The sequence below is a fragment of the Bacteroides fluxus YIT 12057 genome (assembly GCF_000195635.1).
Taxonomy (GTDB): domain Bacteria; phylum Bacteroidota; class Bacteroidia; order Bacteroidales; family Bacteroidaceae; genus Bacteroides; species Bacteroides fluxus.
On record NZ_GL882621.1, the window covers coordinates 175,241 to 189,579 of the forward strand.

15 protein-coding genes, 1 tRNA gene and 1 pseudogene are annotated in these 14,339 nt (G+C 49.2%); 8 read left to right on the top strand and 9 right to left on the bottom strand.

Annotated features, from left to right (window positions below; genetic code table 11):
- Nucleotides 1–176: 176 nt before the first annotated feature.
- Nucleotides 177–530, top strand: coding sequence for a winged helix-turn-helix transcriptional regulator (locus HMPREF9446_RS05715; protein WP_009124504.1), 354 nt, complete (start codon nucleotides 177–179; stop codon nucleotides 528–530).
- A gap of 157 nt (nucleotides 531–687) precedes the next feature.
- Here HMPREF9446_RS05715 and HMPREF9446_RS05720 read toward each other — a convergent pair whose 3' ends face one another.
- The gene (locus HMPREF9446_RS05720; RefSeq protein ID WP_009124505.1) at nucleotides 688–1,005 is read right to left on the bottom strand and encodes an HdeA/HdeB family chaperone; all 318 of its coding nucleotides are present in this window, start codon (nucleotides 1,003–1,005) and stop codon (nucleotides 688–690) included.
- Nucleotides 1,006–1,412: 407 nt separating this feature from the next.
- Between HMPREF9446_RS05720 and msrA the strand changes: the two genes are divergently transcribed.
- Complete coding sequence (gene msrA / locus HMPREF9446_RS05730) at nucleotides 1,413–1,928, top strand: peptide-methionine (S)-S-oxide reductase MsrA (RefSeq protein WP_245532247.1); 516 nt, start codon at nucleotides 1,413–1,415, stop codon at nucleotides 1,926–1,928.
- A gap of 60 nt (nucleotides 1,929–1,988) precedes the next feature.
- The gene (locus HMPREF9446_RS18890) at nucleotides 1,989–2,141 is read left to right on the top strand and encodes a hypothetical protein (protein ID WP_009124508.1); all 153 of its coding nucleotides are present in this window, start codon (nucleotides 1,989–1,991) and stop codon (nucleotides 2,139–2,141) included.
- A 189-nt stretch (nucleotides 2,142–2,330) separates the two neighbouring features.
- Here HMPREF9446_RS18890 and HMPREF9446_RS05735 read toward each other — a convergent pair whose 3' ends face one another.
- Entirely contained in the window at nucleotides 2,331–2,768 is a 438-nt protein-coding gene (locus HMPREF9446_RS05735; protein WP_009124509.1) for a PepSY-like domain-containing protein, read from the bottom strand.
- A 241-nt stretch (nucleotides 2,769–3,009) separates the two neighbouring features.
- Between HMPREF9446_RS05735 and HMPREF9446_RS05740 the strand changes: the two genes are divergently transcribed.
- Nucleotides 3,010–3,789 (top strand): class I SAM-dependent methyltransferase, encoded by a 780-nt coding sequence (locus HMPREF9446_RS05740; RefSeq protein WP_009124510.1) that lies wholly within the window; start codon nucleotides 3,010–3,012, stop codon nucleotides 3,787–3,789.
- A gap of 126 nt (nucleotides 3,790–3,915) precedes the next feature.
- Here the strand turns inward: HMPREF9446_RS05740 and HMPREF9446_RS05745 are convergent.
- The 6 genes and pseudogenes from HMPREF9446_RS05745 to HMPREF9446_RS19355 form a co-directional block, all read right to left on the bottom strand.
- Nucleotides 3,916–3,988 (bottom strand) — tRNA-Phe (locus HMPREF9446_RS05745).
- A gap of 255 nt (nucleotides 3,989–4,243) precedes the next feature.
- Complete coding sequence (gene thiL / locus HMPREF9446_RS05750) at nucleotides 4,244–5,320, bottom strand: thiamine-phosphate kinase (RefSeq protein ID WP_009124511.1); 1,077 nt, start codon at nucleotides 5,318–5,320, stop codon at nucleotides 4,244–4,246.
- 3 nt (nucleotides 5,321–5,323) lie between these two features.
- Entirely contained in the window at nucleotides 5,324–6,133 is an 810-nt protein-coding gene (locus HMPREF9446_RS05755) for a purine-nucleoside phosphorylase (protein ID WP_009124512.1), read from the bottom strand.
- Nucleotides 6,090–7,202, bottom strand: a complete 1,113-nt coding sequence (gene lpxK / locus HMPREF9446_RS05760; RefSeq protein ID WP_009124513.1) for a tetraacyldisaccharide 4'-kinase — start codon at nucleotides 7,200–7,202, stop codon at nucleotides 6,090–6,092. The genes HMPREF9446_RS05755 and lpxK overlap by 44 nt, the downstream gene beginning before the upstream one ends.
- Nucleotides 7,203–7,253: 51 nt before the next feature.
- The gene (sppA, locus tag HMPREF9446_RS05765; protein ID WP_009124514.1) at nucleotides 7,254–9,023 is read right to left on the bottom strand and encodes a signal peptide peptidase SppA; all 1,770 of its coding nucleotides are present in this window, start codon (nucleotides 9,021–9,023) and stop codon (nucleotides 7,254–7,256) included.
- A 157-nt stretch (nucleotides 9,024–9,180) separates the two neighbouring features.
- Nucleotides 9,181–9,339, bottom strand: a pseudogene (locus HMPREF9446_RS19355) (ATP-binding protein); the annotation flags it as partial.
- A gap of 679 nt (nucleotides 9,340–10,018) precedes the next feature.
- On the opposite strand from HMPREF9446_RS19355, the gene HMPREF9446_RS05770 reads away from it, so the two are divergent.
- Both HMPREF9446_RS05770 and HMPREF9446_RS05775 read left to right on the top strand, forming a co-directional pair.
- A complete protein-coding gene (locus HMPREF9446_RS05770; protein ID WP_009124519.1) occupies nucleotides 10,019–10,441 on the top strand; it encodes a hypothetical protein in 423 nt (140 codons plus the stop codon).
- A 97-nt stretch (nucleotides 10,442–10,538) separates the two neighbouring features.
- A complete protein-coding gene (locus tag HMPREF9446_RS05775) occupies nucleotides 10,539–10,841 on the top strand; it encodes a DUF4248 domain-containing protein (RefSeq protein ID WP_009124520.1) in 303 nt (100 codons plus the stop codon).
- A gap of 217 nt (nucleotides 10,842–11,058) precedes the next feature.
- On the opposite strand, the gene HMPREF9446_RS05780 is transcribed toward HMPREF9446_RS05775, so the two are convergent.
- Nucleotides 11,059–11,991, bottom strand: a complete 933-nt coding sequence (locus tag HMPREF9446_RS05780) for an Rpn family recombination-promoting nuclease/putative transposase (RefSeq protein ID WP_039968639.1) — start codon at nucleotides 11,989–11,991, stop codon at nucleotides 11,059–11,061.
- A 354-nt stretch (nucleotides 11,992–12,345) separates the two neighbouring features.
- Between HMPREF9446_RS05780 and HMPREF9446_RS05785 the strand changes: the two genes are divergently transcribed.
- Nucleotides 12,346–12,972: a hypothetical protein gene (locus HMPREF9446_RS05785; RefSeq protein WP_009124522.1), complete on the top strand. Its 627-nt coding sequence runs from the start codon at nucleotides 12,346–12,348 to the stop codon at nucleotides 12,970–12,972.
- Nucleotides 12,962–14,339, top strand: a 1,378-nt coding sequence (gene dnaB / locus HMPREF9446_RS05790; protein WP_087943540.1) for a replicative DNA helicase, incomplete at its 3' end; no start/stop codon positions are given. The genes HMPREF9446_RS05785 and dnaB, both read left to right, overlap by 11 nt.

Genomic DNA, 14,339 nt, shown 5'->3' on the forward strand with positions numbered 1-14,339 from the left:
AATGGCAGCTTTTGTCATGGGCGAGGCAGTACCACTGTATTGACTTTATACAAGAGGATCCGGTGCAGTTTCCGCATCGATCTACAAAGAAACCCCGGACGATCCTTGCCTGGGAGGCTTCGCATGGTTCGGCTGCGGGATAAACGGGATATATTATAATAAGTAGAGGTTTGAAAATGGAAAACTTTCATCACACAGGCGGCTGCCCGATACGGGATGTCCTTAGCAAGTTGGGAGACAAGTGGACAATGCTTGTTCTGGTCACGCTGAAGGCCAATGGAACCATGCGTTTTTGTGACATCCAGAAAACGATAGGTGACATTTCACAGCGTATGCTGACGGTCACGCTCCGTTCGCTGGAGACTGACGGGCTGGTTGTCAGAGAGGTTTATGCGGAAATCCCTCCACGTGTGGAATATAGCTTGACGGAAACGGGATTGAGCTTAATGCCGCATGTGGAGTCATTGGTGGGCTGGGCGTTGGAACACATGGATGATATTCTCAGGCGCCGTCATGTTCAGATCGGCTAAGTTGTGTCCCCTGTCTTTCTGATTGTCTGCCTTTTCTGCTGCTGTTTGGGCTTCGCCGGCGCTTTATCTGCAACCATATGATAGGCCTGTAAAAAAAACAATTCCGATTCGTCGCGAACCGGAATTGTTGTTCCATGAGTTATTTACACCGGGAAGCTTATTCTTTGACAGCTTCACCTTTTTCATTCAGAAGCACTTCAGCTTCCTGGCCGTCTTGAGTGGTAATGATTACTTTGTAGATTTTTGCTCCGTCTTTTTCTTTCACATAGGCTTCTTTTACGGATGAACCTTCATAATTGGTTGCCAAAGCCTGTAAAATAGCCTGGGGTAATTGAGTGGGATCCATCTTTACAAATTCATCTTGAGGAACCTGAGTTTCGGTTACGGCTGTTGTTGACTTACCGGCTTCCTGTGCAAATGCTACAGAACTGCTTACTCCTAAAACCATTGCTAATGCTACTAATACCTTTTTCATAATCGTAAAGTTTAGGTGAATATTTTCGTTTTAATGTCTCTGACGTCAAATATAGGACAAAGGGGATGCCACAATGCGCGCTTTTTGTATAAATGCCTTGTATTTAATATGATACGGGTGAAATGGCATCTGCGGTTGAACTGTTTGAGTGTGGAAAGGTGTGGAATCGGGTAACACATCTGAGGAATTATTGCACAGTTTCGGGCAGTTGTTTCCCTTGATTTCGCTTATAAGCCATTGTTGAGGCTGGTTCTCACTCACGGGGGGGGCAACCATAATGCCCTTTTTCTTGTTATAATCTTCATATAGTTAGAGGTATGAAACAAATAATGTTTATTTTTGCAATGTTAATGACTTGCCTGTCCTGTGCCGGTAGGCCGGGAGGGCGGTCTGAAAAGAGAACAGACATGAAACCAATGAAAGAAATTTATCTGGCAGGAGGATGTTTTTGGGGAACCGAACATTTCCTGAAACAAATAGAAGGGGTGGAAGCTACCCAGGTGGGATATGCCAATGGAAATATAGCCAATCCTACCTATCAGCAAGTATGTACCGGCACCACGGACTTTGCCGAAACCGTAAAAGTACAGTACAATCTCGGTAAGGTGGACTTGCCTTTCCTTATCGACCTTTATTTCAAGACGATTGACCCTACCAGCCTCAATAAGCAGGGCGGCGACAGGGGTACACAGTATCGCACGGGCATCTATTATACGGATGCCGCCGACCTGCCCGTTATCCGTGAAACCGTTGGCCGCCTGGCCGCCAACTACTCCCGTCCGTTGGTTGTAGAGATAGAGCCTTTGAAGAATTTCTATTCCGCCGAAGATTATCATCAAGACTATCTGGACAAAAATCCCGGTGGATATTGCCACATCAATCCCGCCTTGTTCGACTTGGCGCGTAAAGCGAAGATGAAGTAAGCAGGGCATGGCGGGTATTCTCTTTGCGTCATCAACCACATGCGCAGGAGTTTGTCACGAATGAAAGAATGCCTCAAAATAGGGATAGGTAATCTATTTATTTTCTGCGAACTTTGCGGGCTGAAAAAGACTGAAATGAGAAGCCTGCATATCCTGTTCATATTGGGAGCTGTCACTTGGCTCGGTTTTCCGCTGAGAGCGACAGGAAACTGATTCATTTTCCTTTGACAGATGATTGCATAGGGAGTGCGGTTCCCCGCATGGAGAAGCGGCATTGGCGGGTGATATCAAAAAAAGTTCCCGGAAGAGACGCACGGGACGGTTGCTCTTCCGGGATTTTATGACGGACTGAAAACGCTGTTCAATACTTTGTAACCTGCATGCTTTCGATTTTTCTTGTGGTCAATCGTCAATGTCAATCACCCTCATTTTTGAGTCGAATGTAATCTCCCAACGATTGGACAGCTTTATCTCATACTCCTTGTCATCATACTCAATCTGAAGGATTCTTGCGTCCGGATAGTTGGTCTTTACATAGTTGCGTATAGCCTCCGGTACAATCTGTGCAGGAACTTCACTTTGCCTGCATCGCACTTCCTTCCATTCTCCCGATTTATCAAATTCTACCTTCTCCCCATTCGTGAACACCACATCATAGCTTTTATAAAACATTCCCGACTCCAATTTGGCCATCGCCACTTTATGATCCTTAAAATAAGTCTTGATAAATGCCTGTGCCTTTGCCGGCAACTGGCTCACTTCTATCGGCTTGTCATTATCCGCCATTACCATTGTGTGCACCGCAAACATACAAACCAACATCATAACTAACTTTTTCATGCTTCTCTATTTTTAACGATTAATACTTTATTTGTTTTCTGTATTGCAAAGATGGGAAGGAAATCTGGAAAGAATTGGGAAAAAAACTCATTTTATCATCACCGCTTTGTTATCTGCCCATAAATCTTTGTTTGCAAGGAATAATCTCTATTTTTGCAGAAGATTTGTCGTACGTCTTGTATCGTGGACTCTAATCTGTTTAGAGGAGCACGGAATGTCAATTCACTAAACTTAAAACAATATGGATAACGAAAATACATCTATTCATGAGTTCGACTTTGATTTGATCTGTGAATACTTTTCGAGTGTGGAACGTCAAGGTCCGGGCAGTCCCGAAGTGACGATGAAGGCACTGGGTTTTATAGGCGGTCTTACGGATACAGCGCGTATTGCCGATCTGGGCTGTGGTACCGGTGGGCAGACAATGGTGCTGGCGGAGAATGTTCCGGGGCAAATCACGGGACTTGATTTGTTTCCCGAGTTCATCCGTCTTTTTAACCGGAATGCTGAACAACGCAATCTGCAAGGTAGAGTGAGGGGCGTGGTCGGTTCCATGGAGCAGCCTCCGTTTCAGGAAGGGGAACTGGATCTGATCTGGTCTGAAGGAGCAATCTACAACATCGGTTTTGAACATGGGCTGAATGAATGGAGGAAGTTTCTGAAGAAGGGCGGTTATATTGCGGTTACGGAGGTGTCATGGTTCACTGATGAACGTCCCGCCGAAATCAATGACTTCTGGATGGATGCGTATCCCGAGATTGATACCATTCCGAATAAAGTGGCGCAAATGCAAAAGGCGGGTTACCTTCCGGTCTCCACCTTCGTTTTACCGGAGAACTGCTGGACGGAACATTTCTACCAACCGCAAGTGGAGGCGCAGGAGCTATTCTTGAAGAAGTATGCCGGGAATAAGACGGCAGAGGACTTTATTGCCAATCAACGGCACGAAATGTACTTATATGATAAGTATAAGGACTTTTACGGCTATGTGTTCTATATAGGGAAGAAAATCTCATCTTGAATATGGCATGACCAATAATGGCGGATATGAAGGTGAACCGCACTTCTTTTGCGTTTTAGGAGAAAATAAAAAATCCCGGTTTTCATTGAAAACCGGGATTTTACGTGGTCTTGCTTTTCTTTGCTGTGGTGTCACCAGGAATCGAACCGGGGACACAAGGATTTTCAGTCCTTTGCTCTACCAACTGAGCTATGACACCATTTCTATCTCTTTTGCGGTTGCAAAGGTAGTGAAAGTTTTGGACTGTGCAATAGCTTTTGAAATAAAAAACGCTGATAAATGCCTATGTGGCTAAGTATCAGCGTTTCTATTATTAGAAAAAATACTGAAAAAGTTTATTTGCCTTTGTCTTTTCAGTTTCTGCAGAGGTAAAACCCGGACGGAAGCTGGAACTTTACCCGCTTTTTTCGGTATCCTTTTCAGACTTATCCGTTTGGGTGGCTTGGCGGCCTGTTCAAGAATCCTGTCCGGCTTCCTCGGATTCCTCTCCGGTAGCGGCTTCTTCCTGCAACGGGTTCCATCCCTGCGCTTTCAGTTCAAACTCCTGTCCGTCGCGGGTAATCAGGGCACAGCCCAATTCCGGCTTTGTGATATGGCCTATCAATTTGACGCCTTCCATCTCGGAAACCTTTTCATGGTCGGCAATGGGGACGGTGAACAAAAGTTCGTAGTCCTCGCCGCCATTCAAGGCGCAGGTGGTCAGGTTCATGTTGAACTCCTCTGCCATCACTGCCGTCTGATAGTCGATGGGGATGTGCTCCTCATACACGCGGCATCCAACTTTGCTCTGGGTGCAGATATGCAGCAGTTCAGAGGAAAGACCGTCCGAGATATCCATCATGGCAGTGGGCTGTATGCCCGCTTCTGCCAGTTTCCCGATGATGTCACGGCGTGCTTCCGGTTTCAGCTGGCGTTCCAGAAGATATTCTTTTCCGGAGAAGTCGGGCTGCAAGTCCTTGTCGCCACCTTTGAGGACGGCCTTCTCGCGTTCCAGCAATTGCAGTCCCATGTAGGCGGCGCCTAAATCACCGGAAACGCAGATGAGGTCGGTCTCCTTGGCGCCGTTGCGGTAAACAACCTTGCCTTTCTCGCCTTCACCGATGCAAGTGATGCTGATGGTGAGTCCCGTGTAGGAAGAGGTGGTGTCACCGCCGACAATATCCACCCCGTACTCTTCGCAGGCCAGACGGATACCGGCATACAGCTCCTCCAGGTCCTCCACGCTGAAACGTTTGGATAATCCCAGTGAAACGGTGATTTGCCGGGGCGTGCCGTTCATGGCATAGATATCGGAAAAGTTGACTACCGCCGATTTATAGCCCAGATGCTTGAGCGGCACGTATGTCAGGTCGAAATGCACTCCTTCCAGCAATAAATCGGTGGTGACGAGCACCTCTTTCCCGGCAGGGTAGGAGAGGACGGCCGCGTCATCGCCTACACCGTATTGACTCGATTGGTTCTTTAACTCGATGCCCTCGGTGAGGTGGCGGATCAGCCCGAACTCACCGAGAGTTGCTATTTCAGTTCTCATTCTTTACGCTCTATTAATCAATTCTCTCATAATCTCCGTCATCTTCGGTTGTGCGGCGTCCGCAGCCTTCTGTACTTCTTCGTGGGAAACTTCCACGATTTTGCCTTCCACGCCGAGGTCGGTGATGACAGATACACCGAACACCTTGATGCCGCAATGGTTCGCGACGATTACTTCGGGAACGGTGGACATGCCTACCGCGTCCGCTCCCAGGATGTGGAACATCTTGTATTCGGCGGGAGTTTCGAAAGTGGGGCCTTGCGTACCTATATATACGCCGTGCTGTACTTTGATGCCTTTTTCTGCGGCAATCTCGTCAGCCTTGCGGATAAGTTCCTTGTCGTACGCCTCGCTCATGTCCGGGAAACGCGGGCCGTAAGGGATGTTCTTGCCGCGAAGCGGATGTTCGGGGAAGTAGTTGATGTGGTCGGTGATAATCATCAGGTCGCCGATTTCGAAGTCCGGATTCGTGCCGCCGCTGGCATTGGATACGAACAGCGTCTTGATGCCCAGTTCACGCATCACACGTACCGGGAAAGTCACTTCCTTCATGGAATAGCCTTCGTAGAAGTGGAAACGTCCCTGCATCGCCATGATGTCCTTGTTGCCCAGCTTGCCGAAAATCAGCTTGCCGCTATGTCCCTCTACGGTAGATACGGGGAAGTTGGGGATCTCCTCATACTTTATTTCATACTTATCGGTGATTTCACCGGCAAGGCTGCCCAGTCCGGTACCGAGGATAATTGCTGTCTCAGGCTGCGTGTGCATCTTACCTCTCAGATAAGCTGCGGTTTCTTGAATTCGCTCTAACATAGCCAATAATGTTTTGGTTAAATATATGTTGTTGATTTTGTAAGAATTCTATTTCTATCGGTAGCACGTAGATGTACGGTTTCAGTGCCTCGTCCAGTGCCGGATGAGCTTTCAGCCTTGCGGCGTCTTTCTCCGTGGTGATGACCAGGCGGTTCCGCCCTTCCAGGCGCATGAACTGTTCCTTTACCTGCTGCAAGTCTTTGGCGGTAAAGTCGTGGTGGTCGTCGAATGCCAGCAGGCTGACGTGCGGGGTATGGGACTCCACCTCCTTCACCAGCGGGGCGGGAGAGGCGATGCCCGTCACCAGCAGCACCTGTTCTTTTCCGGTCAGTGAGGAGAGCGCCCGGCGGCTGTCTGTCCTGTCGGGGAACAACGGCTGTAACCTTCCGTAGCGGAAACGGGAAAAATACAGTTGCTGGTACGGATATAGATGCAGCCGCTTGGTGATGATGTTGAAATCTATCGGCTTGATGTCGTCGGGACATTTGGTTACGATGACGATTTGCGCCCGGCTCTTCCCTCCGGCAGGTTCGCGGAGCCTTCCGGCGGGCAGTAGGGCGTCATCGCACAGCAGGCGGTGGAAGTCGGTCAACAGGATGTTCATTCCGGCTTTCACGTGCCGGTGCTGGAAGGCGTCGTCCAGCAGCACTACATCCACGGCAGGATCTTTCAGCTGCAATAACCGCTCGATGCCATGACAGCGGTTCTCGTCCACCGCTACCCGTATATCCGGGAATTTGTTTTTCATCTGGTACGGTTCGTCACCGATTTTCCGCACGCCGCTTTCGGCGGTTGCCAGCACATAACCTTTGCTTTTCCGCTTGTATCCCCGGCTCAGGGTGGCTACATGCAGCTTTTCCCGGAGCATTAGCTTTATCAGATATTCCGTATGCGGGGTCTTGCCTGTTCCGCCTACGGCGAGGTTTCCCACGCATATCACGGGAACGTCAAAACTCTTTGACCGGAGCCAGCCCCAGTCAAAGAGTTTGTTTCGCACGCTTACCCCCATCCCGTAAAGCCAGGACAGGGGATACAGCCAGTGATATATCTTGATAAAGTTTTCCTCCATTCTGTAAATGCCGGCACTCTGCGGGGAGACCTGTCTCCGGAGATAGGCCGGTTATTGGATATTAAGTTCAAAAGGTACGCGCGCCTGGATGCGGTCGCACTTGTCAAAATTCTCAAGGATGCTGAACTGCCTGTACATCTCGCCGACTTTGCCGTTCAGCATGCGTGCCTTGACGTACTTGCCGGGATTTGTATTCATCAAGCTTTCAAGGAAACTTTCCTTCTTTGGATAACTCATTACCGTATAGGCATCTACACCCGATTTGGCAATGGCTATTTCCACGGCTTTGTCCAGGCCGCCCAGCTCATCTACCAGTCCCAGCTCTTTGGCTGTACTTCCGGTCCAGACGCGGCCTTGGGCAATCTTGTCCAGTTCTTCTTTGCCGATGCCGCGTCCGTCGGAGCAGCGTGTCAGGAAGAGGTCGTATCCTTGATTTACATACATCTGCATCAGTCCTTTTTCACCGTCGTTCATCGGACGGGTCAGCATGCCAAAGTCAGCGTATTGGTTGGTTTTCACTACGTCGAAGTTCAAGCCGATTTTATCGGTCAGACCTTTTGCGTTGGGGAACATGCCGAAGATGCCGATGGAACCGGTCAGTGTGGTAGGTTCGGCTACGATGGTGTCTGCATTGCAGGAGATGTAGTAACCGCCCGATGCGGCGTAATCGCCCATAGAGACGATGACCGGTTTCTCTTTCTTCAATTCGCTTACGGCATACCATATCTGTTCGGAACCGTATGCGCTTCCTCCCGGTGAGTTTACACGCAGCACAACCGCTTTCACGTTTTCGTCCTCTTTCAGCTTGCGCAGGTCCTTGATGACTTTTACGGAATTGATGCCCTCCTCGCCGGTGGAAGAGGAGGTGCCGCCGTCAATTTCTCCGTAGGCATAATATACGGCGATCACATTCCCGCTCTTGTCCTTGGGGGCATTCTTCTTGACATTGACCATGTCTTTCAGTCCAAGAACGGGCATGCGGTCGTCTTCATCGATGCCTGCCATCGCTTTCAGGTAGTTGCGCACGTCATTCTTATATATCAAGGTGTCGGCAAGCCCGCATTTCACGCTTTCTTCTGCCGGGTGGAACATTATCATGCGGTCGGCAATGGCGTTCAGGGAGTCCACGGACACTTTGCGTGATTCGGCAACGTCACTGGTTAGCTGTCCCCAGATAGAAGCCAGGTATACATTGACCTGCTCGCGGTTGGCGGGGCTCATCTCGGTGGAGACAAACGGTTCTACGGCCGATTTGTAAGTACCTACTTTGAATACCTGCATCTCTACACCGATCTTGGCCAATAAATCCTTGAAGAACATGGGAGCCGCGGCAAGGCCTCTCCACTCTATCATGCCTTGCGGGTTCAGCAGCACTTTGTCCGCTACGCTTGACAGGTAGTAAAGTCCCTGCGAATAGGTGTCGCCGTAGGCTACAATGAACTTGCCGGACTCTTTGAAGTCTTTCAGGGCGCTGCGTATTTCTTCCAGTGAAGCAAAGCCGGTGGCCAGTGAGGTGGCTTGAATATAGATTCCCTTGATTTCTTCATTTTCTTTCGCCTTCTTGATGGAGGAGAGAATGTCGTCCAGGCCATACGTGCTGTATTCGTCGTCCAGTAGGAACTCGAACGGGTTTTCCTGGCTGCGTTCGGCCAATGCGCCGTTCAGGTCGAGCATCATGATGGAGTTCTTGCGTATTTGTGTTTCCGACTCCGAGGATGATACCATGCTGAAAAACACCAGGATGCTGATGAAAAATACAATAACGCCCGTTACGATGAGCCCCGTGATGGTGGCGAGCGTAAATTTCAGAAAATCTTTCATTGTTTTATTGCTTTTGGTATGCTAACTTTAAATAAGCTAACAAAGATAAATAATTAGGTTGATATTTACCCTATCTGTCGCAATGTTTTTCTGTTTGTCACATTAGGCGGGGGATAATTTCATGCGGCGTATTTTGTCCAGCTTGCCCACCAGGCAGAAAGGCTGCTGTGATTTCCGGTTTGTCCGGAACCGGCAGTAATGCTTCTTCGCCCGTCGCTCCTAAGAACTCCTGAAACGGACAGGGGCGAAGGGCCATATATTGTACCCTTCCTACAGGGAAAGAAGTATGTATATCTATTAAGTTTTCCAGTAAAGATCAGACATTTCTTTTAAATAGTTTGATTGTCAGTGGCAGATATAATGATTTGTTTCAAAACCCAGGCAAGTTGTACTAACCATCTATTCTACATAAAGACAAGGCAATGTGGCTTCTTCAACAAGTCAATGGCTGCATCCATACTTAATCCTCCTTATTTATATGGAAACAAAGTACACCGGCTGGAGGTTTACATTTGCATCTGATACTGATAACCAGCAGGTTGCGCAGTCGTGATGAAGGCAGGATGCGGATATTTCTTTTAGGGTTCCCAAATCGGTTTGGGATATTGTCCTTGGCTGTGCTGTATTGTCCGCACTGCCGCGTCCCTTTGCTGGCTTGTGTAATAAATGTTTCAACACTGATGCTCGTGATGATTTTAATATGTGGTTATTAAACCTTACAAATATCGGAACGATAAAGTGTGAACAAAGTTCATGACAAAGTGGTTTGGAATAAATGTTTATAAGCGAAAATTATTTATTAAATTATTTTAGGTTATCGTATGGAATGACTCGATTTATTTCTAATTTTGTCCTCCGATTTTTTAAAGTTAAAAAATAATTATGAATTCAACGCATCATCTGTTTGCCCCAAACGCATGATACATTGGACGCTGGCGCATGATGCGTTTGGGGTAAACGCATCATGTAATTTATAAAACTAAAGCTAAAAGGAAATGAATGTAATAAACGAAAAGAACAAGGGGATAAATATGGTGATAGCTGATATCCGTGCCCTGTTGGAAGAGAAGAAGAACTGCTTTGCCAAACAGCAGGCCCGCAAGGAGAAGCTGGAGCAAACCATGGCAAACACCTGTAATGACATTGAGCAGCTGGAATATACCCTCCGGCAGATGGAGTGTGCCGGAGCGAGGCCGAAGCGTGTGGTTTCCTGCCGGCATGTGTCCGACTTCTTCATCCATGCCTCCGAAGTCTTTGACTATTTGCAGCACCGCCTGCATCGCAGGTTGAATTACGTGTGGTTCTGCCTCGCGTTATGCTCCCGCTATGATTTTGAAAACAGAAAAATAGACCGTCCGCTATTGAGTCCCGCTACGGTATTGGGCTATTTCAAGCGGGAGAGGGATTTTCTTGGATAAGATTCTTTTTATAAAGTCTTTCTTGTAACAGCCGGTTTTTCCCCTTTTTTTACCCTGCCGTAACTTTGCCGCATTATTTTTAAATTAATTAGAAATCATGAAACATCAAAGTTATGACTGGCTGCTCGTGGGCTGCCATTTGATTACGGAAGTGGCTGTTGCCTATTATTCGCATTACGCCCATAACAGTTCGGCCGTGAAGTCTTTCCGCCGTGTTATAAAGGAGAATTCAAGATTGTCGCAGGAACTTTCCGATGCGGGCTATACGGTAAAGACGACCCATCTCTGTCCCATGCAGATCAGTATCATTGTCCGCCATCTGGGACTGCCCGATTATGTGGATGGCATGATAGGGGAAAATTCCTATCTTGCGGTTCCTAAGGTTTACAAGAAGATATGAAGATGCTTGGAAGTCGAGGAGTGTCAAAACTAAAATGACCACTCCCCAAAGTTACGGCTTATACCTATGACACTTAAAAGGGTCGTATCAAGCTCTGTATTGAGTAATGATACGACCCTTTCTTTAGCCTTTCAATAGGCTCGGATTTCAAATGATAAGTTCATCGTTTCAAAATCTGAGTTTTGACACCCTCTCGACAGAGGGATGTTTCCTTGTGCTATAAGGCTTTGATTTCGTCAAGAGACAGGCCCGTATATTTCATGATGGCATCGAAGGACATTCCGTCGGATTTCAGTTTGGCGGCAAATTCCAATTTTGCTTCCTCACGTCCTTCCTCACGTCCTTCCTCGCGTCCTTCCTCGCGTCCTTCCTCACGTCCTTCCTCACGTCCTTTCTCAAGTCCTTCCTCACGTCCTTCCTTGCGTCCTTTCTCAAGTCCTTCCAGTTTTGCTGCCTCCATAACGCACAGGTGTGTCCTGTAAACGTCCAGACTGTTTTCATACAGTTCCCGGTCATGTTTGGAGAGGGCGCCTACATCTGCAATCTCTTCGAGTTTTTCGAATACTGCTTTTCTTGCCTTGAATGGCATTCGTTCCAGTTTTTCCATATTCTTCAATACATAAATCCAGCGATCAAAATCCGTTTCACATTGTTCCTCATCCTTTTCGAACACAGGCAGGGCGATGAATATCTGCCGCAGCTTGTCCGAGAAGAGCCGGCCGGTATCCCGGTCTGACAGAATAACGTCCGTGCGTAGTTTGGGTTCTTCACCGTCGAGTAGAAAATTCATAAAGAACACGCCATAGACGGCTTTGATGTCGAACATCCATCCGGATCCCGCCACTCCCTGGCTTACGATGGCTTTGCTCAAGTAGAACAGCGCCCGGTCCTTGAAGTTGATCTGTGAGCGGTTCTGCATTTCTACGATAATCTTTTCTCCGGTATCGGTCGTGCAATATACGTCATAGATTATTCCCCGCCCTTCCTGGTACTCGGGCAGTTGCTCGTTGTTCAGGAACGTGAGGTCGGTGATTACCCGTTCGCCCACTAACAGACCGTTCAGAAAGTCTATCAGCAGGTCTTTTGATACCTCCCTGCCAAACAACAGTTTGAAACCGTAGTCCGAGTAGGGGTTGATAAATCTGCTCATGCCAATTTTTGTTTTAACCGATGATATTCTCTTGTTTACAAAGGTAATGATTAAAATCGAAAAGTCCTCAAAAGATAGAATGCATTTTAATGCATTAGTTATTTTATATATATTATTATGTGGCTGCATGAGGGGCGATACCCTTTTGCGGCATCGGCCGTAAGCCCGACGGGCAGGGCTTTGCGGCGGGGCAGGGGAGTGGCTGTGCGTGCGGCTGTGGCGAAACGGGGCCTGCGGGCGACCTTTCGGACCCGATAAAGCAACTTTTGACCTTTGGAAACCGATAAATTGATAGGGACGTCCGGGTGTGGTAACTTCGCGTCGTGATTAGTCAAACAAATTAAAAAATCAGACATGAGTTACATTACACCGGAGATGCTGAAAAAAGGCTATCTCCTCTTCCCCAAAGCATTGTTTGAGGAACAAATGAAAGCGAAAAAGGTGCGTCGTGCCGAAGATTTCTTCGAAGCGTTCGTGCTGGTATTGAAACACGTCAACTACAGCACCGTACGATGCTGTGTCAAGGGAAGGACGTTCGATTGTGCGCGGGGCGAGTCCGCTCTGACATTTGTCCGCTGGGCCGAGATTTTCGGCTGGAACCGTAGCCGCACCCGTTACTTTTTCAACCGGATGTTCGGCCTGGGGCTGATTGAAAAGCTGCTGAATCCTTACGCTACGCATATTCGCATTCCCGATTATGAGTTGCTGACCGGAAACAGCCGCCCCTTGGCCCCGCGTGTGAAAGATGCTCCGGGCGAAGGCTTTGATGCCTTCTGGCAGAAGTATCACGAGATTACCGAGAAGCCGAAGGTCAACATCGGCCGTGCCCGCCGCGAGTGGAAAAAGCTCTCTCCCGAAGAGAGGCGCCTGGCTCTGCAGAATATAGACGAGTATTACGACCATTTGGCCCATATCAAGTATTGCAAACAAGCCGCCTCCTATCTGGCGGACAAATCCTTTAAAGATGAATATGATGACTGATACCCCCAACTCCCATGACGGAGAACTCGAAGAAGTGATCCTCGGCGCCTGCCTGATAGAGCGCGCCTCCATGCCGCTGATAGCCGACAAGGTGCGTCCGGAAATGTTTTATGACGAGAGACATGGTGAAATATTTGCCGCCCTGCTGTCCATGCACCGCGAGGGCAAGTCCATTGATATTATTACGGTGAAGAATGAACTCGCCGTTCGTGGCAAGCTCGATTTTGTGGGTGGCCCTTGCCGGTTGGCAAGCATCAGCTCAAGAGTGGCTTCAAGTGCGCACCTGGAGTATCACGCGCTCATCCTGCGGCAGCTATATACCCGCCGCGAAATGCGGTTGGGTTTCCAGCGGCTGCTGGCCTGCAGCGCCGACGAGTCGATGGATCTGGACGACATCATGGTGGAAGCCCACCGGCTGCTTGAGCGGCTGGAAAGTGAATGCGGCGCGGGTGACCACCTGCGCTCCATGGACCGGCTGATGGAAGATACGGTCGCCGAGGTGGAGGCGCGCGCCGCCGCCGGAAAGGAAGGCGTCACGGGTATCCCTACCGGATTTGCCGATCTCGATGCCCTGACTGCCGGCTGGCAACGGGGCGACCTGAATATCCTTGCCGCCCGTCCCTCGGTAGGGAAAACGGCGTTTGCCCTGCACCTGGCGCAGGCTGCCGCTATGGCGGGACGTCATGTGGTGGTGTATAGCCTTGAGATGCAGGGCGAGCGCTTGGGCGACCGCTGGCTGCTTGCCTCCACCCCGGATGTGGATGCCCGCCATCTGAGAAACGGGCAACTGACGCCCGGCGAACTTCAACAAGTCCATGAAGCTTCGGGGGTACTTTCGCGGCTGCCCATTCATGTAGATGACCATCCGGTGACGAGCATGGACCGTGTACGCTCCTCCGCCCGGCTCTTGCAGAGCAAGGGCAAGTGCGACATGGTGATTCTGGACTACCTGCAACTTTGCAACATGAAGTCCGACCAGAAGAACCGCAACCGCGAACAAGAGGTGGCGCAGGCCAGCCGTAAGGCGAAGCTCCTTGCCAAAGAACTGAATATTCCTGTGTTGCTGCTTAGCCAGCTGAACCGTGAAAGTGACGGCCGGTCCGACCATCGTCCCGGGTTGAGTGACCTTCGGGAATCCGGTGCGATAGAGCAGGACGCCGACATGGTCATGCTGCTCTACCGCCCGGCCCTCTACGGGAGAGCGACGGATAAGAAAAGCACTTATCCTGCCGATGGCTTGGGGGTAGTTATCATAGCCAAGCATCGTAATGGTGAAACGGGCGAGGTTTACTTCCATCACAATGCCAGCATGACGAAAATGGAAGATTATGTACCGCCTATGGAATGGCTTATGCGAAACTCAAGAT